Raw genomic sequence first — 20,082 nt, 5'->3', positions numbered from 1 at the left:
TTTGAATACTGAAGCTTTTGATAGCACTAATCTAAAACTGTTCGACGAGCCTGCTAATTTACTGAAAGCTCTATCTCATCCGATTCGTCTGTGCATTGTGCGCGGGTTGATGCGAAAAAAGAAATGCAATGTTTCATATATGCAGGAGTGTCTGGATCTCCCGCAATCAACAGTGTCTCAGCATTTGCAGAAGCTACGCAGTGCAGGTATTGTAGCGACTGAGCGCAATGGCCTTGAAGTAAATTATGTGCTTGCCGACCAACGGATTGAACAGATGATACCTATTTTGTTTGGAGAGGAAGATTGTGAATCATGAGCAAAAAAGTACTGATTGTAGGCGGAGTAGCGGGTGGTGCATCAGCAGCTGCCCGTCTGCGCCGTCTGGATGAACATGCCGAAATTATCATATTTGAAAAAGGACCCTATATATCGTTTGCCAATTGCGGCTTGCCTTATTATATTGGTGGCTCGATCGAGGAGCGAGAACGTCTGCTGGTACAAACGCCTAAAGGTATGGCTGATCGCTTTAATATTGATGTACGTACTCGAAGCGAGATCGTCGCTGTTGATCCGCATACTCGTACAGTTCAGGTACAAAGCCAGGAGCGTGGTCAATATGAAGAAAGCTATGACGAGTTGATTCTGTCACCAGGTGCTAAGCCAATCGTCCCTGATCTGCCGGGTAAGGATAATCCACTGATTTACACGGTGCGCAGCATTCCTGATATTGATCGGATCAAGAAGCAAATAAGTTCGTCTAACAACGCATCATCAATTGTTATTGGTGGAGGATTTATTGGTGTTGAAATGGCAGAAAATTTGAAGGAAGCCGGGTTGGATGTAACGTTGGTGGAGGGGAATGGTCAGCTGCTCACCCCATTTGATGCTGAGCTGGCAGCAGCCTTGGCACAGGAAATGGAGCAAAATGGGGTAAAGCTGCTGTTTTCCCAGCGTGTTCAGGGCTTTCGTTCACTTGAGCAGGGAATTGGTGTCGAGCTTGTTGATGGTCGTGTTCTGACAGCTGACATGGTTATTCTTGCAATCGGTGTAACTCCAGATACAGCTTTTCTGAGAAATAGCGGAGTTTCCCTGGGAACACGTGGACATATTATGGTGAACGATGCACTCGAAAGCAGTGTGCCACATATCTATGCTGTTGGCGATGCGATCGAAGTAACTGACACCATTCATGGCACAAAGACAGCTATTCCGCTTGCTGGACCTGCCAACAAACAGGGACGCATTGTTGCAGATCGTATTGCCGGACTAAGCTCCATCTACAAAGGAACACAAGGGACAGCCATTATTAAAGTGTTTGGAATGACCGGGGCAGCTACAGGCAGTAATGAGAAAACACTAAAACGTCTCGGCATCGAGTATCGAACTGTAATCGTGCATCCTGCATCTCATGCATCGTATTATCCCGGTTCCAGCGCGATTACGCTGAAACTGCTGTTTACACCGACAGGTAAAATTTTAGGCGCACAAGCAGTTGGTTATGACGGAGTGGATAAACGGATTGATGACATTGCTGTAGCCATTCATTTTGGGGGTCACATCAGTGATTTGACAGAGCTTGAGTTGAGTTATGCGCCACCGTATTCCTCTGCAAAAGATCCGGTTAATATGGCTGGTTATGCAGCTGAAAATATCATGGCAGGGCGTGTTGAAACGTTCACCTATGATCAGCTATCTGAACGCCAGCCGGAGCAATCGATATTGCTGGATGTACGTAGTCAGCTGGAGCATCGCAATGGGAATATTCCGGATTCCATAAATATTTCAGTGGATGAGCTTCGTCAGCGGTTAGATGAATTAGACTCAACCAAAGATATTTGGGTATACTGCCAGGTTGGTCTGCGTGGATATACAGCTTCGCAGATTTTGCGTCAGCATGGCTTTAAGGTGAAAAATCTGAGTGGAGGTTATAAAACATACCGCCAAGCGCAATTTCGGCCCGCTCCAATTTCTACCGGCAACGACGTAAATAATGACGGACAAGATCAGAACAATAATTCGAAACATGCTGTAGTAAAGGAAAGAGAGCTTCCCAACCCAACCTCTGCACAGCCACAGCGTATCGATAACGAGTTGAACGTGTGCGGTTTAAGTTGCCCCGGCCCGCTGATTCAACTCAAGCAGAAAATGGATCAACTATCGAATGGAGAGACCCTGCGGGTGAAAGCTTCCGATCCAGGATTTTATGAAGATGTGAAAGCATGGGCAACCATGTCTGGCTCCTCACTCCTACACTTGGAACGATCCAAAGGCGGCACTATTGAAGCTGTTATTGCGAAGAATATCGCGCAGCCCGTATCTTCAGCTATGGAAACTCCTAAAGAGGAGCCTGCCAGCACGATGGTTGTCTTCAGTGGTGATCTGGATAAAGCGATTGCTTCTCTTATTATTGCAAATGGGGCAGCAGCAAGTGGACGTAAAGTAACCATGTTCTTCACTTTCTGGGGATTGAATATTATCCGTAAGCATCAGCCACAGCCTGTATCCAAAACAATGATCGGCCGCATGTTTGACATGATGTTACCGCGCGGCAGCCACAAGCTTGGCATGTCCAAAATGAATATGCTCGGCGTTGGTCCGAAGATTATCCGCAGCGTTATGAAGAATAATAATGTTGCTTCTCTGGAAGAACTGATGCAGACCGCAACTGCGCAGGGAGTTGAGTTTGTCGCTTGCCAGATGTCCATGGATTTAATGGGGATTCAGCGTGAAGAATTAATGGATTCGGTTAACATTGGTGGAGTGGGTTATTATCTGGGGCAGGCAGCTCAGGCAAATCATAATCTATTTATTTAAAATGGGTGTATTAGTAAACCATTCAACTGTTCAGTGACATGTATTATCTTAAAAAGATAAAAGGCAAAAGCCCCTTCGTTTCTGAAGGGGCTTTGTTTCGTTTTTAGGTTCCATCAAAAGGATATGACATTCCTTTTCGGCGGAAGGTTTGATCTCGAGTCCCCTCTGGACAATAAACATCTCATCTTTGAATATTCTCACCTGACCATCACAAAAATCAATGATCATCTCGCCTTCAATCACGAAAAATAACTTATCGGTTTCGGGATGAACATGCCATTCATATTCCCCGGCAATTTTAACGATTTTAAATTGATAGTCATTCATTTCACCTATTAATTGGGGGGACCAATTATCGTTTATTTTAGATAGTTCCTCGCTTAGTTTAATCGCTTGATAATGAATAATAATCCCTCCTTGTTGTACCTTCAGTATTCTGATGCATACGCAATTCAAGACATGATGATGTTGTTTCCTTGGTCTACCATAAGTATACGGATTTAATTTTGGATATAAAATGGATGCCTGTTGAAGTTAGCATGGATTATTGATGAACTTCCGTCGATATTCAGTAGGAGAAAAGCCAAATTCTTTCTTGAACACTTTACTGAAATAAAAGGGGTCAGCGATTCCAACCGTTTGTGCAATTTGCTGTACTGGCATATCGCTTGTAAATAGCATTTTTTGCGCTATGTTAAGACGGTGTTTTAATAGATATTCTGCCGGTCCTAACTTGAAAAGGAATGTGTGCAAAATGTTCTGCTAACTGATTCACGTCTATTTTCACGTTGCGTACCTCATTTCGATAATAGGTTGCTGATGATTCTGCGATTTATCCGGGTATAACTCATCTTACATTATTGATAACGATTATCATTGTCAACTTATAAAATGAAAAAACACATCACTTGGGTAATTTTAACAGGGAATATGAGGACACATCGTCGAATACGTAAAATATGTTGGTCGCCTTGTGCCTATTTACTGTAAATGAGGCAAACCATAAACTTCGAGGAACGTTTTTTTCTTCTGATCTTTAAGCAAGTTAATGTATCTTCCCAGCCAATAGAACGTAATAGAAGTAACTATTCTGATATCGAGGTGATTAAATGAAAGCTGTAAGTAAGTTGCTGGTCCTATGTATGATTCCTCTATTATTGTCTGCCTGCTTACACAACGCGGAAAGTAACCACCCGACCATTAATTCGGAACTGAGTCCTCCAGTTGAAATTTCATTGGAAGAGGCGGAAGCTAGAACCCCGTTTGAAATCCAACAACCGTCAGTGCCTTTCCAAGTTACTCAAAAATCAGCAAGGATTTTAGATACCAATGGTAAATTTGATGCAGTAGAAATCACGTATGCCAATCCCGATGAAGGATTGAACCTGATCATTATGATTACAAACTCACAGGTTGATACGCCTCCGAATGGAAAGAAAGGTCTAAAATTATCTAATGGTTCGCAAACGTGGGACCAAGGGGACGGACATGTAAGTGCCGTCTATTGGAGAAACGAGGGGTTAACTTACTCTCTTGTTTCAGGGAAAAATAACAATCTTGAACCGTTATACGATTACCAAACATTAATTGAAATAGCAAATACAATAATATGATTTTGATATGCTGAATGGTTATGGTAAAGGGGAGATCGATGTTAGAACGGATGATTAATGATGGTAGCCAATCAGGTCACACCTCATCTATAGTTAAATAAAATCAAGAAGGCAGACGATCAAACGTGATCGAATGCCTTTTTTTGGTTCGTCGAAACTACTTTTTAAAGTTTTTTCTTTACAAAGTAGTTTCGTTATTGTATATTCAGGACATAAAAAAGGTGAATTTTTCCATAAAATCATTTAGGTATGGGGGTGTAGGAGACAAACAACAATCCAATTGGAATTTTTGATACTCCGTACAGAGCGACTACAATTGGTATTATGCTGGTTCTGACAACTGTAGCTTTTGAGGGACTGGCTATCACGACAATTGCCTCGAAAATGGCACAAAGCTTGCAGGGCATTCATTTGTACGGTTGGATTTTCAGCGCATTTTTGTTATCGCAGCTTGTAGGAACCTTGGTCATGGGTCAGCAGGTTGACAAGCGCGGCGTTTTTACATCCATGCTTGTGTCGTGTAGTGTTTTTGTGCTAGGTACCATAGTTGCGGCTGTTTCTTTGAATATGGATATGCTTATTGCAGGAAGAGCCCTTCAAGGGTTTGGAGCGGGAGCTTTGATCACATGTGTTTATACCTGTGTAACATTACATTATCCAGATGCTCTTCGTACTCAAATCTTAGCTGCATTCTCCATGGCATTTGTTCTGCCTTCGTTAATCGGGCCTTATGTGGCAGGGCTTATTGCCTCCTATATCTCTTGGCGGTTTGTTTTCTGGATCGTTCTACCCTTGCTTGTATTGGCAATAAGTCTCACATTTCGCTCTTTTCGTGATCTGCAGCTTCGTCAAGCTCTGACTGGTTCAGCCCAAACAGCCAACTCGAAGATTATCCATGCGATTTTACTTGCCATTGGAACGGGATTGTTACTCACAGGGCTCGGGATGATAACCGATTGGAAAGGAATAGTACTGACTTTTGGTGGGTTATTCATCATGATCCCGCTAATGCACAAGTTGCTTCCAATAGGCACTTTCACGGTGGAAAAAGGGTTGCCGGCAACTTTGGTTTCCAGAGGGCTGTATGTTGCTTGTTATTTTACAACGGAGAGTTTTGTGATCCTGGCACTGACCGAAGTGAAGGGGTTATCATCAGATCTCGCGGGCCTGCTTGTTGCAGCAGGGTCTCTGAGCTGGTCCGCAGCAGCGTGGTTGCAAGCCAAGCTTGATGCACGAGATTATGGTCATGGCCGAAAGCGCAGAGTTATGGTGGGAATTGGGATTATGGTCGCTGGAACTATACTTGTGATCCTAGCCCTTATCTTTTCAAGCGGTGGAATTATACTCATCCTAATCTCACAAATGATTACGGGGTTCGGTGTTGGATTGGCCAACCCTACAACTGCGGCTATCGCTTTACAACATGCCGAGTCTGGGAAAGAGGGAGCAATGTCCGCGGATCTCCAATTTGTGGATTCCTTCTATATGGGTGTAAGCATTGGAGTTGGCGGTGCTCTAATTGCTTTGTCCGAAACTTTACAGTGGGGCATATCGACAGGCGTTTTGATGGTGTTAACGCTCCAATTACTCTTTGTTTTATCAAGTTTCTTAGCATCCTTAAGAATTACGGAACTTGTTCATCAAAAACATCATTCATTAAGCGATGCGAAGGATTCGCTTCCCATGTAATGGAAAACGGATACATCGCAAAATACATCATGAAGAACGGGGGTACTTATTGAAATTGGGAGGTGGAAAAGATGGCACGTGTGTTGGTTGTAATTACTCCGGCTGAAGGCCATGTGAATCCGTCGTTAGGATTAGTTACTCAGTTGAGGAACAATGGCGAGGAAGTTGTCTATGTGTGCACGGAGGAGTACCGTTCCCGAATTGAACAAAGCGGAGCCCAGTTAATTACCTATCCATTTCCGCAAGATGCCTTCTCGCATGATCCAGTACTGAAACCACAGGAGTACAAGCATTCTTATCAATTCATTTATATGATGGTAGGCGGTATCATTCGGAGGGTGATCCCCGCTGTGCTTCGAGCGATAGAACATCAAAAGTTCGATTATTTGATCTTTGATTCCCTGATGGGCTGGGGTGGGACTATTCTTGCCGAAAAGCTGGGAATTCCAGCGGTGTGTTCGATTGCCTCCTTTGCTTTCGCAGAGCCCTTAGGTTCTGGCCAAGATTTGAATGAGAAGGATGATGCCGATACGATGGAACTGTATGAGGCCACGATGAAGATAACGCGTGAGTTGGCCCAAGAGTTCCAAGTGAATATTCCAGCCATGGAAGAGATTCCGGCACATGCAGGTCGGTTAAAGCTCGTGTATACAAGCCGTTATTTTCAGCCGCAGGCAGAAAAGCTGGATGATAGTTTTATTTTCACGGGTCCTTCGATCATACCGCGTCAAGATGCTCCGACCTTCTCGTTCGAGCTGCTTCGTGAACGTTACCCGCAAACGGTGTACATTGCCATGGGAACCATTTTAAATAAAAACCTGGATTTTTATCAGCTTTGCTTTGAAGCATTTGGGGATTTGCCGGTGAATGTTGTACTATCTTCTGGAAAATACACCGATATGGAGCCACTGGCTGATCGAATTCCAGATAATTTTATCGTCAAGCCATACATCGCACAGTTGGATATGCTGCAGCATACGGATGTTTTTATTACACATGCCGGAATGAACAGCACTAGTGAGGCGCTTTATTACAACGTTCCATTGGTGATGATTCCATTAACGTCGGATCAGCCTCTTGTAGCCAGTCGGGTAGAGGAGCTGGGCGCGGGTATCACTTTAGATAAGCATAACCTCACCACAACTGGTTTGAGAGAGGCATTAGCAGAAGTACTAAGAAACCCTCTTTATAAACAGCAGGCTTACCTCATCGGCGAATCTTTACGGCAGGCCGGTGGTTATAAGCGAGCCGCCGATACAATTATGAATCATTTTGCTAAGGTCTAATCTTCATATTCCATAATCGTATATAGTACCATTCAAAGTCGCTGAATTAGCGGCTTTTTTTGCTTTAAGGAACCAAGTTATTGTCCCATAATAAACAAGAAAATAGTGCAAAAGAGTACTTGATATTACATGAAATTCAAAAGTTTTATTTTTAGGACAAGACTTATCTTAATAATTTTCTCCACGATAATAGCGCTCCAGTTTGTGATCCAGATGAACGAGCTGCGCTTTTTTCTGCTCGATATCTTCCAACAGCTTTTGCCTTTGATCTTGAATCAGTTTGGTTCTTTCAGGCAGAGTTGAGGTTCCTTCATTTACCTTGTCATAATACGTTTTAATGTCCTCCACACTCATCCCCGTTTCGCGAAGACATTTGATAAAAACCAGCCAATTCAGATCATCTTCCGTGTAAAGACGGTTATTCTGCTCACTGCGCGCAGCAGGCTTCAACAGGCCCTTTCTTTCGTAAAAACGTATCGCCCCGACAGCGATATCGACTTTCTTCGCTACTTCTCCAATTGTTAACATGCTAACCCTCTTTTATCAAAATTTATGGTTGACCTACACTAAGTGTAGCATAGTAACTTATACATTGTTAATGAAAATCAAATTAGAGAAAAGAGGATTCACATGAAAAAAATCGCTTTTGTAACTGGAGCAAATAAAGGTATCGGATTTGAAATCGTTAAGCAGTTAGGTCAGGTCGGCTGGAAAGTCCTCCTTGGTGCACGCAGCGCTGAACGGGGGGAAGCGGCTGTTTCCGAGTTAATTTCCGAGGGGTTAGACATAGAGTTTGTGCAAATCGATATGAGTGACTTGGAAAGCATCAAAAGGTCGGCCGATACGATTACTAAGGATTATCCGGACTTCAAACTTCTGATCAATAATGCGGGTATGCCTGGTGCTTTCTCGCGTTCATTTACGGATACCAAAGAGGAGGATCTGAGGAACGCTTTCGAAGTCAACTTTTTCGGAACCTTCCGTCTGAACCAGCGTTTGTTCCCGTTAATCAAAGATAACGAAGGCACAATCGTTAATGTATCGACCGACATGGCTTCGCTGGATCATATGCAAAATACGGGATTTACTTTAAACGCATTTGACTATAATTCATCCAAAACCGCCAACAACGCCATGACAGTTTCGATGGCATATGAACTCAAAAGCAGCAGGGCTCAAGTATTTGCGGTAACGCCTGGATTCACATCAACAGACCTTAACGGTAATGCCGAAGGCGGTAAATCAAAAGAAGCAGCTGCTGCGATAATCGTGGGTTATGCGACAGATGGCAAACATCATAACGGAGAGTTCTTGGATGAGAAGGGCGTGTACGCCTGGTAATGCAGATCTGCAAAACGATGGTATCGTAAAATACGTTGTTACTCGTTAAAAAACAGACGTATTAAACCGGGTACTCGCTTGGGGCACCCCGTAATACGTCTGTTCTTTTTTTAATAATGAAGAGATATGGGACGACATATGGAGTGGTCTTTATTTTAAAATAACCAAATATTCTTCCCAAGGTCCCACCTCCGAATCGTTTCTTTTGGCCATTATCCAAACGATCTTTGCGATGTGTGTTAAATCATGATCAGCCCATGCAGCAATTCATTCGTTATGAAGTGATCAGTCAATTAACCACTCCGATTGGAGAATGGCATACTGATACTCGTCCACCCAGTTTCCTTTTGACATGTAATTTTGCAACATATGCCCTTCACGCCTCATGCCTAAGCGTTCAAGAACGCGAATGGATTTGTCATTCCGTACATCCGTAAATGCAATCACCTTGTGTTTGCCCAGTGTTTTAAAAATATAATCCAACAATGCCTTTAGCGCTTCATGGATATATCCATGCCCTTGATGCTCAGGTGAGAGAGTGAACCCAATCTCTACAATTCTCGGTTCATTAAGGGGTGTATGCAGAGCGCAATCTCCAATAAGCAGATCCGAATCCGCTAAGGCAAGAGCGAATTGAAACCATGTACCTGGCTGATTAGGAGTGTGGTTCATTTGCTTGTCAACAAACAATTCGGCATCCTCATACGAATAGTTCTCCCAGGATTGGAACTGGGAAATGGTTGGATTTGCTCGGTACTCGTAGAAAGGCAGCGTATCCTGCAAGCCAAATTGCCTAATATGTAGACGATCTGTTACTGCATATACCTGTGACTTCTTCATATTTTCTATCTCCGTTCTGAAAAGTAATTTAATTGGAGTATATACGCTTTTTTTTCTTTCTTAATAATATTATCTTACTAACACAGTAAATAAAAGTGAATGCAATAGAGCTTCAGTAACAGCATTTCTCTTGTTATTCGCAAGCTAATGTTTTATATTGACATAATAGTAGGTCAAAAAAAGAGGTGATCCGACGAGATGACTCCACGCACGAAAGAACAAAACGAAGAAATCCGGCTGCGGCGTCTGGCGCAAATCCGTAAAGCCGCTGCCGATGTGTTTTTGAATAAAGGGCCTTTACTGGAAATCCGAGATGTGGCCGCTCAGGCTGGACTCGGGTATGGCACGGTATATCATTATTACAGCAATAAGGGCGATTTGCTCAACGATCTCCTGTGGGACGCATTGGAGCGGGCCGAGGGATGGCCAGATGCCCCGCGCGATTCGGCTTTGGGCGAGGAGCCAGCGAGTGGGCCCTTCGTCTTGGGTGCTGCCGTGCACACCGGGAATGCGGTTGCGACGAATTCCAGCCGGGAAAGCCATGAAACGACTGCTTCCGCAGAACTTGGCCCCGTCGCGGCAGCCAGCGTCCAGTTGCTGCAGCTTTGGGCGGAGGACCACGCCCTATACTTGCTGCATAAGCTGGCTGTTGAGGGTTTTGCCTCGCTACCTGAAGCTCGATCAGCCACACTCTTGGCCGCTTTTCAGCATGAAGTGGTTGCGCCATTTGCCGCGCTGGTGGACACCGGGCATGCGTCAGACGGGGATGCCGCTTCCGGCGGGAAAGCGGCGGAGCAGCCCTATGGACTGCAGCGCGCGGAAATGCTGCTGGCCGCCTTGGTTGGCTGCGCCTCGCTATCGATGCGTCGCGACAAGCTGCACGGAGAGGCGATGGATATCGTCCGGATATTAAAATTATAGGATGGATGAGGAGTGAATAAACAAAAGATGATCATTATAAAATCACCTAAGGAAATTGAAGAAATGAAGCCGGCGAGCCAAATCGTTGCGGACTGCTACCGCGAGGTGACCAAACTCATTGAGCCCGGCATCACCACGCTAGAAATCAATGATTTTGTTGCCAGACACATCACCAAGCTGGGTGGCAAGCAGTTTACGAAAGGGTATAATGGTTTTCCCGCCGAAACCTGCATTTCGATCAACGATGTCGTAGCCCACGGCATTCCCTCGAACCGGGTTCTTCAGGACGGTGACTTGCTGAAACTTGACATCGTCGCGGAATACGGGGGGTGGTTTGGCGACTCGTGCATGAGCTATGCGGTGGGCAATATTCGGCCGGAAGCGCAAAAATTAATGAAGGTGACAAAGGAATGCTTGGATCTGGGAATTGCCCAGGCTGTACCCGGGGGCCGACTCGGCGATATAACGTCGGCGATTCAAAAGCATGCGGAAGCTCACGGGTATTCGGTCGTACGCGATCTGTTGGCGCACGGAATCGGTCGGAGCCTACACGAGGAACCGACCTATGAGCATATCGGCGTAGCCGGCAAAGGCATTCGATTAAAAGAAGGCATGGTGTTTACCATTGAACCGATGATTAACGAAGGTACGTTCCGTATCACGATCGACGAAGATCATTGGACGGCGAGAACGGCCGACGGCAAGTTGTCGGCACAATATGAGCATACGATCGCAATCACGTCGGATGGACCGCTGATTTTAACGGCTCAGTAATAAATTTATGAATCTAAGAAAACCGCGTTGTTATGCGGTTTTTTTATTATGACTTGGGTATCATGCCCAGGATAGCGCAATTGTTAAGTGATAATATCATTTAGTAATATAGAAGAATCTAGCCATACGTAATACTTAAGTTACATGGGGATTTCTTACAGGGAGGTTACTTACAATGCATTATGACGTAATCGTAATAGGAGCAGGTTCAATGGGGATGGCGGCGGGTTATTTTTTATCCAAGAGTGGGAAAAGTACATTATTAATCGATTCTTTTAACCCGCCCCATAACAAAGGCAGTCATCACGGAGAGACGAGAATCATTCGACACGCGTATGGTGAAGGTGAAAATTATGTTCCGTTGGCGCTCAAGTCTCAAGAATTATGGAATGACTTAGCAAAAGTGTCGGGAAAACAGTTATTTCTCCCTACCGGGGTTCTAAACGTGGGTTACGAGAAAACAGATTTTATCCAAAATATCATTTCAAGCTCAAAAACATATTCATTGCCACTTGAAATTTTAGATTCCATTGAAGTAAATAAGCGCTGGCCAGGCATCACTTTACCGAACAACTACATCGGCTGTTACGAACCAACTTCAGGAGTGCTGAAATGTGAGGAGTGCATCGAAGCCTATCGAGAACTCGCAGAGCAGAACGGAGCGACCATCATAACCAATAGCAAAGTAAAAGAAATCATGGTTCATGATCAAAGAGTTAACATCAAAACCGATGATCATACTTTTAGCGCAGATGCATTAGTAGTTTCGGCAGGGGCCTGGTCAGGAAGTCTTCTTTCCATGTTGGATCTAAATCTTCCTCTTAACCCTATAAGAAAAACATTTGCCTGGTTTGATACTAATGAAGATTTATATAATCATAAGGAGTTCCCAGCCTTTTCCTTCGAAACATCTAACGGACATTATTATGGTTTCCCAAGCATCGATGGTTCCGGATTAAAATTAGGCCGACATGATGGAGGAGATACAATCGATCCAGATGAAGCCATCCAGGGATTTGGTGAACTAAAGGAAGACACAACAGATTTAAAACAATTTTTACATCACTATATGCCCTCTGCACAAGAATTGAAGTTCGGTAAAACGTGTATGTACACAATGACTCCTGACGAAGATTTCATTATCGATACACATCCTAACTATCCTAACGTTGCCATTGCATCCGGTTTCTCAGGACATGGCTTTAAATTCAGCAGCGTAGTTGGACAGATTTTAAGTGATTTGATTATATCAGGGAAAACGGAACATAACATTTCTACATTTTCAATCAATCGATTTTAAGAATCCATTCAAGAGAATCTTTACGAGCTGCCCCTCGTATGCCGTGCGAAAACAATCTAGCGATAAAAAGATAAAAAGACCGGTCTTCTTTTAATAGAAGTTTGGTCTTTTTTGCATTTACAGAATATTAACACGATGCAGATACGGATTTGATTTTTAACCCGTAACATAAGTATTAGATGTGGGAACGGTCCCACATTCAGGGGAAGTGTATCACGCAAGTCATCAATATAACGGAATAATGAAAGGTGGTGCGGCGCAATGAAGCTGCTGGATCTGCAAGGATACGCATCTCCCGAGGATTCCAAAACACATATCCGCATTCCTTTTGAATTGGAAGAGGGCTGTGGAAAGCTGAACCTGCGACTACAATATACGCCGAAAACGCTCGAGAATCGGGAGAAGGCGCTACGGCTGCTCAAGGACAGTTACGATCTATACATTTTGCCGCAAAATCGGGAATACGCGATTGCCAATGCCGACCATCATCTCCCTCTGAAAAATCTGATCACACTCTCGCTGGATGATGCGCGGGGATACCGAGGGGCGTGCCACCGCCAAGACGAGGTGCAGGATCTATACGTATCGGAGGGAGAAGCTTCTCCCGGCCTAATGGCGGGCGAGCTGGTTCCGGGGCCTTGGAGCGTCACATTAAGCCTGCACTGCATCGTGACCGATACGTGCGCTTATCGACTGGAAGTCTGGACGACAGAGGAGGACTCGATATGAAGTGGTTCGCCTGTGAACTGCATACGCATACGCTGCACAGCGATGGCAGTCAGACGCTGGGAGAACTGGCAGCGGGAGCAGCTAATCTGGGCTTCGACGCCATCGCGCTGACCGATCACAACACGATGTCCGGTTTGAGCGGCAAAGCAGAAATCGAGCAGAAATACGGACTACGAATCATCCCCGGCATGGAATGGACAACTTTTCACGGCCATATGGTGACGATCGGACTGAGCGCTTTTGCTGATTGGCGTCAAGCGAATCGGGATGGAATCGATGAGGGGATCGAGAACGTGCATCGCCTTGGTGGAATCGCTGGGCTTGCTCATCCCTTCCGGATCGGAAGTCCGGCGTGTACGGGTTGTTTCTGGGAATACGAGATTGGGAACTGGTCCGCCGTTGATTACATTGAAGTCTGGTCCGGCACGTTCCCTTCCATTCAGACGAACAATCGGCGTGCATTTGATCTGTGGACGGAGAAACTGAATGAAGGATATCGGATCGCGGCCACTTCAGGCAGGGACTGGCATGCGCAGGGCGAGACAGACGATCCGATCTCGGTGACTTACCTCGGCATCGAGGACGACGCAGTGGCGGGGAACGGGGATTCGACAGCCCTTTCGCTCCATGAAGAAATGCTTATCCAAGCGCTGCGAGAAGGGCGCGCGTCCGTAACGATAGGTCCTCTGCTGACCCTGACACTGGCCGCTGGAGGTGCAATCTATGCAATCGGCTCTACGTTTCCAACGGCAGACGAGAGACGGGAAGCTGCAGAGGAGCCGATCCGGGCGAACTTGACGCTGGACTTCTCGGTCCGCACCGGACTGTGGTCGCTACCGAACCAGGTCTGCAAATTGAAGCTGTATTCCAATCTGGGCGAGGAGCTTAACCTTGAAGTTCCGTCTTCATCGGACGGACAGATGATGCAACTCGAAGCCCAACTGAGGGAGTCAGCTCCAGATATCCCCCGCAGGTGGATTCGCGCCGAGCTATGGGGAACCGTACGAGGAGCCCATGTGCTGATCGCCTTTACCAACGCGATCTATTTCGAAGAAGGAGGATACTCGCGATGAACAAATTCCCGCTGATCACAGCCCATACTGGCTGCATGAGCCATCCCGATCATTCTTTCGAGTCACTTGAGGCGGCGCTAAGACTTGGCGTAGATATTTACGAAGACGATATCCGTTCCACTCGGGACGGCGTACCGGTGCTCGCCCACGATGAAGATATCACTTTGGCAGATGGGAGCTGCGGCAGTCTTACAGAAATGACACTGAAGGAGTTGAACACCGCTAGACTAGCGCCCGTTCCGACGCTTCAGGATGTGCTTGAGCAGATACGCTCAGCCGGTAAAATGATGAATCTGGATATCAAAACAGACAGCGCTCTGGAGCCGGTGTCCGCCTTGATTGAACGGATGGGGATGACGGAGATGGTGTTCTTCAGCGGCTGCGAATATGAGACGGCCCTCCAAGCCGGTCGATACGCTCCAAGCATCCGCAGACTGCTTAATGTGAACATGCAAAGCTTCAGGAGTCTGAGCTGCGACGAGGCAGTGTTCAAGGCGTGTGCAAATGCTCACGAAGCCGGCTGCTTTGGGATTAACGTGCCGTATCAGGTCGTTCAGCCAGAACTTATGGAAGCTGTGCGGCGGAATGGTCTGGCTATCTACGTCTGGACGGTTACGGAGGCGGACGACATGCGGCGACTTGCACAGTTGGGCGTTGACTCGATAACAACCCGTGATCCGGCGAAGCTGATTGCTGTCCGGGAAGAGACGGATTTTGCAAAGGAGAATAGGGATTGGACAATAAGCTGAATCATAGTTTGCGGGAGCTGGCCCAACTGGCCGGTGTATCGAAATCGACCGCTTCTCGGGTGATCTCCGGAAACGGATATGCGAGTCCTGAAGTCCGGGATCGCGTCCTGAAGGCGGTCGAGCAGCTTCGCTACAAGCCGAGCGCCGTCGCCCGGGCGATGGTTGCCAAGCGTACGTACAACATCGGAGTCATCGTTTTCCGTGACAGGCTGCCGATTGTGTCCCACACGCTGTATGGCAGAATCATTGACGAGATACTGATGTCCGCTGAAGAGATGGGCTACTCGATTTTCCTGAAGACCGATAGGGAAATGTCGCTGCGCTCCACCGATTATATGCTGGAACAGCGTGTGGATGGACTCATTCTGGTCAGCCGGCTGCAGAAGAACGTCATCGATTACGTCAAAAACTTCAATATCCCTTATCTGATGGTGAACGGATCGACGGAAGATCCGGACGTCGTACATCTTGTGAGCAACGATGAAGCCGGTGGAGAACGAGCGGCACAGCATTTATATGACTGCGGACACCGCAAATTCTTTATCATCGCCGGACCGAGCGAGCATCGGAGCCACTCGCTGCGATTGGAGGGCTTCCGAAAGCGGCTTGAATCCCTCGGTGTTAGTTCTGAACAGGACGGGTTTACCATTGCCGAGTCGTCGGAATCAAGCTTCGATTCCGGTCGGAAGTTGATGGAGGAGCATTATGTGGCCTTCCGGGAGGGACGATACAGCGCTCTGTTCAGTACAAATGACATGCTTGCACTGGGGGCGATGAAGGTGCTGATGGAGCGCGGCGTCCGCGTTCCGGAGGAAGTATCCGTTATGGGCTACGACAATACCGAAGTGGCCGGCATGTACCACCCATCGCTGACTACCGTCAGCGTGGATGCGTCTGGTATCGGCCGAGACGCGGTATCGATTCTGGATCGCCTGATTAGCGGCGAGGGGAGCGTGCCGCGACTGATTGAATACGAAAGCGAAGTGATTGTTCGTCAATCGACGAATGGAAGGGAGGACGGAACATGTCTTGGTACTGGAAACACGTAGGTCCGAGAAGAATAATCGAATTTGTGTTGCTGACCGTGTTCGCCATTTTTTTCGCGGGTCCGCTGGTCAATCTGCTAGTGCTTGCCTTTAGTGAAAAGTGGAATTATCCGGATATTCTGCCCCAGGTATGGGGCTTCAAATGGTGGGAGTTCGTACTGGCGAAGGACGATATTGTCTCGTCGATCTCATTGTCGTTCCTCATTGCTACTCTGGTGACCTTGCTGTCCATCGTCGTCTGCATCCCAGCAGCGTATGCCTTCGCAAGACTCCAGTTTCCGCTGAAGCGGATGTTCCTGTTCTCGTTCCTGCTGACGCACGCTTTTCCGAAAATGGGGTTGTACGTCTCCATCGCAGTTCTTTTCTACCGGATTGGACTGATGAATACGCTGCTCGGCGTTGTGCTGATCCATATGATCAATGTGCTGATGTTCATGACCTGGATTCCGACCTCCGCCTTCCGCAACGTGCACCGGGCGCAGGAGGAATCAGCGCGGGATGTTGGGGCAAGCCCGTTCAAAGTGTTCCGCAGCATTACCCTGCCAATGGCGATGCCCGGCATCATGGTCGCTTCGATCTTCACGTTCCTCAATTCGCTAGACGAAGCACAGGGGACGTTCCTGGTCGGTATTCCGGATTACAAAACAATGCCAATCGTCATGTACTCCATTATTTCCGACTTTCCGAGCAGCGCCGGAGCCGTATTCTCGATCATCCTGACGCTGCCGACCATTATTCTGCTGGTGGCAGCCCAGCGGCTGGTGAGCGCGGACGTGCTGGCGAGCGGTTTTCAAATGAAATAAACATGTTTCGGTCGATATATCGAAGCAAAGGGAGGCAGAAGTATGCAGTTGTCTGTACGAGAGTTAGCCAAACGTTACAAAACGGGTGACGGGGTCAGCGGCATCAACATCGATATCAAAAAAGGCGAGCTGGTCACCCTTCTTGGTCCCTCCGGGTGCGGGAAAACTACTGTACTCCGAAGCATCGGCGGGTTTCTCGAACCGGACTCCGGTGACATCCTGATTGAGGGCAAGAGTGTCATTCAACTGCCACCGGAGAAACGGCCGACCTCGATGGTGTTCCAGAGCTATAACTTGTGGTCGCATATGTCGGTATACGACAATCTGGCTTTCGGCCTGAAGATCCGCAAAATGCCGAAGGAAGAGATCCGCACGGCGGTTGAGGATGCGCTCAAGCTGGTCCGACTGTCGGGTTTCGAGAAGAAATATCCCGCAGAGCTTTCGGGTGGACAGCAGCAGCGGGTTGCGCTGGCGCGGTCTCTGCTGCTCAATCCGGCGGTACTGCTATTGGACGAGCCTTTCTCGGCGTTGGACGCCAAGCTGCGGCACGAAATGCGTGAGGAGCTGCGTGAGATCCAAATGAAGACCGGGCTCACCATGGTCTTTGTCACGCATGATCAGGAAGAAGCGCTGTCGTTGTCCGACCGCATTATCGTCATGAATCACGGGCGCATCGAGCAAATTGCTCATCCACAGCAGATTTACGATGAGCCCGCTTCATTATATGTCGCCGGTTTTATAGGCAAAATGAATTTCCTTAAGGGGGTGGCGGAAGGGGAGAGCATCCGGGTTGGACATCTTCGCCTGCCGAACGAGAAGGGGTTAAGCGGACAGGTGACAGCTGCGGTCCGACCAGAAGACGTACAGGTGAGCAGTACTACGATGGGTGAAGGTATTTTGGCGGGCAAGGTCAAGCAGGTCATGATTCTTGGACATTACGCCGAAGTTACCGTGGAATTGGTGGAATTCGGCATTATACGTGCTTTTCTGAACAAGGAATTCGTTGAGCAGCTGCAGGTAGGAAAAGATGTCGGCGTCTCGATCTCGAAAATGACCGGATTCCCGGTCGATGAATCGAACTGAGGAGGATGAATGATATGCGTATGAAAAAGCCATTTTTATCATTGTTGACTGTTGTGGGATTATCAGTGTCATTGCTAGCCGGGTGTGGGAACGGAAGCGAGATTAAAAGTACAACTACCACCGGAGGGAGCGCTGCTGCATCGAGCGATCCGGTGAAATTTAACTTCTACTTTACGGGCTCTCAGAACGTCAAGGATCTGTGGGATTCGCTGGAGCCGATGTTTGAGAAACAGCATCCGGATATCGACGTGAACCTGGTTTATATCCCGTCCGGTACTGGCGCTGAGCCGACCTACGACCGGATCGTGGCTGCCAAGAAAGCGGGTAAGGGCTCAGGAGACATTGACCTGTACGAGGACGGAATCACCTCCGTCGCGCAGGGCACCAAGGATGGTGTTTGGGAGCAGCTGAACGAGAAGGACATTCCTAATCTGAGCAAAGTCAACACAGACACGATGAAGGATGTGGACAACTTCGCAGTTCCGTATCGTTCGTCCGCCGTGGTTCTGGCCTATGACAGCAGCAAAATCTCCAATCCGCCAACTACGCTGGACGAGCTGCTGCAGTGGATCAAAGCCAATCCTGAGCAGTTCGCCTACAATGACCCGTCAACGGGTGGTTCCGGCAGCTCGTTCGTGCAGACGATTGTCTACAAAGACCTGCCGGAAGAAGACATTCACAACTCCGATCCGGCGATCATGGAGAAGTGGGACGGCGGTTTCGACACGCTCAAAGAGATCGGACCGTATGTCTACGGGCAGGGCATCTATCCGAAGAAAAACCAGGGCACGCTGGATCTGTTGATGAATGGTGAAGTGTCCTTAATTCCGGCCTGGTCGGACATGGTGTTACAGCAGCTGAACGAAGGTTTGTTGCCGGATACAATTAAGATGCAGCAGATCACGCCGGGCTTCAACGGCGGACCAACGTACCTGATGGTCAACCAGGAGTCGGACAAGAAGGAAGCGATCAATGAATTCCTGAACTTTGTCCTGTCCCCTGAAGCGCAGGAAGTGATCGTTGACAAAATGAATGGCTTCCCGGGCATTGAGCTCTCCAACATGTCACAGGAAATGCAGAATAAATTCGACGGTGTGGCCGAAGGCTTCCGCACGTTCAACATCGGGGATCTGGGCACGGAGATTAACAAACGCTGGCAGAGCGACGTTGCCGCGAAATGAGTAAGGAAGCCAGACAGTCGATCACAGGCCTGGCGATGGTGCTCCCCTCCTTCGCCATCCTCTTGATCGTCGTCATAATCCCGATTGTTCAATCCTTCATCATGAGTCTGAGCAACAGTTCGGGTGGATACGATCTGAGCCGCTATACCTATCTGTTCACTGATAAAGGGATGCGCAGCAATATCGTATTTACACTTCGGGTGACTGCCATTACGTGTGTTGCCGTAATTTTGATCAGCTACACGTTGGCAATCTACATGCGCTTCAATCAGGGGCCAATCGTTAATCTGATTCGTAAAACGTACATGATCCCGCTGTTCATCCCTGGTGTCATTGCAACTTATGGTCTGATCAACTTGCTCGGCAACCATGGCTGGCTCGCCCGCATGCTTGAGGTGGTTGGAATCACGCTGCCACGCATCATCTTTGACGAGAAAGGAATCATCATCGCCAACCTGTGGTTCAACATTCCATTTACGACGATGCTGCTCAGTTCCGCGCTGTCGGGCATTCCTTCATCGATCATTGAAAGTGCAAAGGACGTGGGTGTAGGCAGACTGACGCTGTTTACCCGGTTTATTTTCCCGCTGTCATACAAGACATTTCTTGTTGCCCTGACCTTTGTCTTCATGGGGGTCATCGGCTCGTTCACTGCGCCCTATCTGATCGGAGCCAACTCTCCGCAGATGCTTGGTGTCTCCATGCAGCAGGTATTCAGCGTTTTCCAGGAGCGCGAACAAGCCGCAGCGATTGCTTTCTTCTCATTCTTGCTGTGCTCGGTGCTGGGTGCTTTCTACATCCGGTCGATGGCGGAGGAGGAGAAGGCGAAGATATAGATGG

At 47.5% G+C, this 20,082-nt stretch carries 20 protein-coding genes and 1 pseudogene; 17 read left to right on the top strand and 4 right to left on the bottom strand.

Annotation, left to right across the window (positions count from 1 at the left end):
- Nucleotide 1 precedes the first annotated feature (1 nt).
- Together BMY78_RS13450 and BMY78_RS13445 are read left to right on the top strand one after the other, a co-directional pair.
- Complete coding sequence (locus BMY78_RS13450; RefSeq protein WP_090899301.1) at nt 2–316, top strand: ArsR/SmtB family transcription factor; 315 nt, start codon at nt 2–4, stop codon at nt 314–316.
- Nucleotides 313–2,814, top strand: coding sequence for an FAD-dependent oxidoreductase (locus tag BMY78_RS13445; protein ID WP_090899299.1), 2,502 nt, complete (start codon nt 313–315; stop codon nt 2,812–2,814). Before BMY78_RS13450 ends, BMY78_RS13445 begins: the two co-directional genes overlap by 4 nt.
- 48 nt (nt 2,815–2,862) lie before the next feature.
- Here BMY78_RS13445 and BMY78_RS13440 read toward each other — a convergent pair whose 3' ends face one another.
- On the bottom strand, nt 2,863–3,141 hold the full coding sequence (locus BMY78_RS13440; RefSeq protein WP_371129132.1) for a cupin domain-containing protein: 279 nt from the start codon (nt 3,139–3,141) through the stop codon (nt 2,863–2,865).
- A gap of 207 nt (nt 3,142–3,348) precedes the next feature.
- Nucleotides 3,349–3,546: pseudogene (locus BMY78_RS13435) on the bottom strand (helix-turn-helix transcriptional regulator); the annotation flags it as partial.
- A 377-nt stretch (nt 3,547–3,923) separates the two neighbouring features.
- Here BMY78_RS13435 and BMY78_RS13430 point away from each other — a divergent pair.
- The 3 genes from BMY78_RS13430 (at nt 3,924) to BMY78_RS13420 (ending at nt 7,402) form a co-directional block, all read left to right on the top strand.
- Nucleotides 3,924–4,427: a hypothetical protein gene (locus tag BMY78_RS13430; RefSeq protein ID WP_090899290.1), complete on the top strand. Its 504-nt coding sequence runs from the start codon at nt 3,924–3,926 to the stop codon at nt 4,425–4,427.
- A 324-nt stretch (nt 4,428–4,751) separates the two neighbouring features.
- Complete coding sequence (locus BMY78_RS13425) at nt 4,752–6,116, top strand: MFS transporter (RefSeq protein WP_090899288.1); 1,365 nt, start codon at nt 4,752–4,754, stop codon at nt 6,114–6,116.
- A 71-nt stretch (nt 6,117–6,187) separates the two neighbouring features.
- Nucleotides 6,188–7,402, top strand: a complete 1,215-nt coding sequence (locus BMY78_RS13420; protein WP_090899285.1) for a macrolide family glycosyltransferase — start codon at nt 6,188–6,190, stop codon at nt 7,400–7,402.
- Between the two features lie 168 nt (nt 7,403–7,570).
- Here the strand turns inward: BMY78_RS13420 and BMY78_RS13415 are convergent, their stop codons facing one another.
- Nucleotides 7,571–7,930, bottom strand: coding sequence for a MerR family transcriptional regulator (locus BMY78_RS13415; RefSeq protein ID WP_090899282.1), 360 nt, complete (start codon nt 7,928–7,930; stop codon nt 7,571–7,573).
- A gap of 102 nt (nt 7,931–8,032) precedes the next feature.
- Here BMY78_RS13415 and BMY78_RS13410 point away from each other — a divergent pair, with 102 nt between their 5' ends.
- The gene (locus tag BMY78_RS13410) at nt 8,033–8,743 is read left to right on the top strand and encodes an SDR family NAD(P)-dependent oxidoreductase (RefSeq protein ID WP_090899279.1); all 711 of its coding nucleotides are present in this window, start codon (nt 8,033–8,035) and stop codon (nt 8,741–8,743) included.
- A gap of 285 nt (nt 8,744–9,028) precedes the next feature.
- Here the strand turns inward: BMY78_RS13410 and BMY78_RS13405 are convergent, their stop codons facing one another.
- The gene (locus tag BMY78_RS13405; protein WP_090899276.1) at nt 9,029–9,583 is read right to left on the bottom strand and encodes a GNAT family N-acetyltransferase; all 555 of its coding nucleotides are present in this window, start codon (nt 9,581–9,583) and stop codon (nt 9,029–9,031) included.
- A 198-nt stretch (nt 9,584–9,781) separates the two neighbouring features.
- On the opposite strand from BMY78_RS13405, the gene BMY78_RS13400 reads away from it, so the two are divergent.
- From BMY78_RS13400 to BMY78_RS13350, 11 genes are all read left to right on the top strand, one after another.
- A complete protein-coding gene (locus BMY78_RS13400) occupies nt 9,782–10,504 on the top strand; it encodes a TetR/AcrR family transcriptional regulator (protein WP_090899273.1) in 723 nt (240 codons plus the stop codon).
- A 27-nt stretch (nt 10,505–10,531) separates the two neighbouring features.
- Nucleotides 10,532–11,278 (top strand): type I methionyl aminopeptidase, encoded by a 747-nt coding sequence (map, locus tag BMY78_RS13395; protein ID WP_090899270.1) that lies wholly within the window; start codon nt 10,532–10,534, stop codon nt 11,276–11,278.
- A 175-nt stretch (nt 11,279–11,453) separates the two neighbouring features.
- Nucleotides 11,454–12,578, top strand: a complete 1,125-nt coding sequence (gene solA, locus BMY78_RS13390) for an N-methyl-L-tryptophan oxidase (protein WP_090899268.1) — start codon at nt 11,454–11,456, stop codon at nt 12,576–12,578.
- 261 nt (nt 12,579–12,839) lie between these two features.
- Nucleotides 12,840–13,307 carry a hypothetical protein gene (locus BMY78_RS13385; protein ID WP_090899265.1) on the top strand — a complete coding sequence of 156 codons (468 nt, stop codon included), beginning with the start codon at nt 12,840–12,842 and terminating at the stop codon, nt 13,305–13,307.
- Entirely contained in the window at nt 13,304–14,380 is a 1,077-nt protein-coding gene (locus BMY78_RS13380) for a CehA/McbA family metallohydrolase (protein ID WP_090899262.1), read from the top strand. The genes BMY78_RS13385 and BMY78_RS13380 overlap by 4 nt, the downstream gene beginning before the upstream one ends.
- Nucleotides 14,377–15,129, top strand: a complete 753-nt coding sequence (locus tag BMY78_RS13375) for a glycerophosphodiester phosphodiesterase (protein ID WP_090899259.1) — start codon at nt 14,377–14,379, stop codon at nt 15,127–15,129. Before BMY78_RS13380 ends, BMY78_RS13375 begins: the two co-directional genes overlap by 4 nt.
- The gene (locus BMY78_RS13370) at nt 15,114–16,178 is read left to right on the top strand and encodes a LacI family DNA-binding transcriptional regulator (RefSeq protein ID WP_090899257.1); all 1,065 of its coding nucleotides are present in this window, start codon (nt 15,114–15,116) and stop codon (nt 16,176–16,178) included. Before BMY78_RS13375 ends, BMY78_RS13370 begins: the two co-directional genes overlap by 16 nt.
- Nucleotides 16,154–16,978, top strand: coding sequence for an ABC transporter permease (locus BMY78_RS13365; RefSeq protein WP_076289304.1), 825 nt, complete (start codon nt 16,154–16,156; stop codon nt 16,976–16,978). Before BMY78_RS13370 ends, BMY78_RS13365 begins: the two co-directional genes overlap by 25 nt.
- A 42-nt stretch (nt 16,979–17,020) precedes the next feature.
- Entirely contained in the window at nt 17,021–18,061 is a 1,041-nt protein-coding gene (locus tag BMY78_RS13360; RefSeq protein ID WP_090899253.1) for an ABC transporter ATP-binding protein, read from the top strand.
- Nucleotides 18,062–18,075: 14 nt separating this feature from the next.
- Nucleotides 18,076–19,242: an extracellular solute-binding protein gene (locus BMY78_RS13355; RefSeq protein WP_090899250.1), complete on the top strand. Its 1,167-nt coding sequence runs from the start codon at nt 18,076–18,078 to the stop codon at nt 19,240–19,242.
- Entirely contained in the window at nt 19,239–20,078 is an 840-nt protein-coding gene (locus tag BMY78_RS13350; protein ID WP_090899247.1) for an ABC transporter permease, read from the top strand. The genes BMY78_RS13355 and BMY78_RS13350 overlap by 4 nt, the downstream gene beginning before the upstream one ends.
- The last annotated feature ends 4 nt before the right edge of the window (nt 20,079–20,082 follow it).

This window comes from Paenibacillus sp. OK076 (genome assembly GCF_900110055.1).
Classification (GTDB): Bacteria; Bacillota; Bacilli; order Paenibacillales; family Paenibacillaceae; genus Paenibacillus.
Note: the sequence above shows the minus strand (reverse complement) of the source record. Positions and strands in the feature narration are given on the sequence as shown.

Bases quoted from the DNA above. Each gene is read 5' to 3' on its own strand.
- BMY78_RS13445 (WP_090899299.1), top strand. From the start codon at position 313: ATGAGCAAAAAAGTACTGATTGTAGGCGGAGTAGCGGGTGGTGCATCA.
- BMY78_RS13440 (WP_371129132.1), bottom strand. From the start codon at position 3,141: ATGAATGACTATCAATTTAAAATCGTTAAAATTGCCGGGGAATATGAA.
- BMY78_RS13430 (WP_090899290.1), top strand. From the start codon at position 3,924: ATGAAAGCTGTAAGTAAGTTGCTGGTCCTATGTATGATTCCTCTATTA.
- BMY78_RS13425 (WP_090899288.1), top strand. From the start codon at position 4,752: ATGCTGGTTCTGACAACTGTAGCTTTTGAGGGACTGGCTATCACGACA.
- BMY78_RS13420 (WP_090899285.1), top strand. From the start codon at position 6,188: ATGGCACGTGTGTTGGTTGTAATTACTCCGGCTGAAGGCCATGTGAAT.
- BMY78_RS13415 (WP_090899282.1), bottom strand. From the start codon at position 7,930: ATGTTAACAATTGGAGAAGTAGCGAAGAAAGTCGATATCGCTGTCGGG.
- BMY78_RS13410 (WP_090899279.1), top strand. From the start codon at position 8,033: ATGAAAAAAATCGCTTTTGTAACTGGAGCAAATAAAGGTATCGGATTT.
- BMY78_RS13405 (WP_090899276.1), bottom strand. From the start codon at position 9,583: ATGAAGAAGTCACAGGTATATGCAGTAACAGATCGTCTACATATTAGG.
- BMY78_RS13400 (WP_090899273.1), top strand. From the start codon at position 9,782: ATGACTCCACGCACGAAAGAACAAAACGAAGAAATCCGGCTGCGGCGT.
- map (WP_090899270.1), top strand. From the start codon at position 10,532: ATGATCATTATAAAATCACCTAAGGAAATTGAAGAAATGAAGCCGGCG.
- solA (WP_090899268.1), top strand. From the start codon at position 11,454: ATGCATTATGACGTAATCGTAATAGGAGCAGGTTCAATGGGGATGGCG.
- BMY78_RS13385 (WP_090899265.1), top strand. From the start codon at position 12,840: ATGAAGCTGCTGGATCTGCAAGGATACGCATCTCCCGAGGATTCCAAA.
- BMY78_RS13380 (WP_090899262.1), top strand. From the start codon at position 13,304: ATGAAGTGGTTCGCCTGTGAACTGCATACGCATACGCTGCACAGCGAT.
- BMY78_RS13375 (WP_090899259.1), top strand. From the start codon at position 14,377: ATGAACAAATTCCCGCTGATCACAGCCCATACTGGCTGCATGAGCCAT.
- BMY78_RS13365 (WP_076289304.1), top strand. From the start codon at position 16,154: ATGTCTTGGTACTGGAAACACGTAGGTCCGAGAAGAATAATCGAATTT.
- BMY78_RS13360 (WP_090899253.1), top strand. From the start codon at position 17,021: ATGCAGTTGTCTGTACGAGAGTTAGCCAAACGTTACAAAACGGGTGAC.
- BMY78_RS13355 (WP_090899250.1), top strand. From the start codon at position 18,076: ATGCGTATGAAAAAGCCATTTTTATCATTGTTGACTGTTGTGGGATTA.
- BMY78_RS13350 (WP_090899247.1), top strand. From the start codon at position 19,239: ATGAGTAAGGAAGCCAGACAGTCGATCACAGGCCTGGCGATGGTGCTC.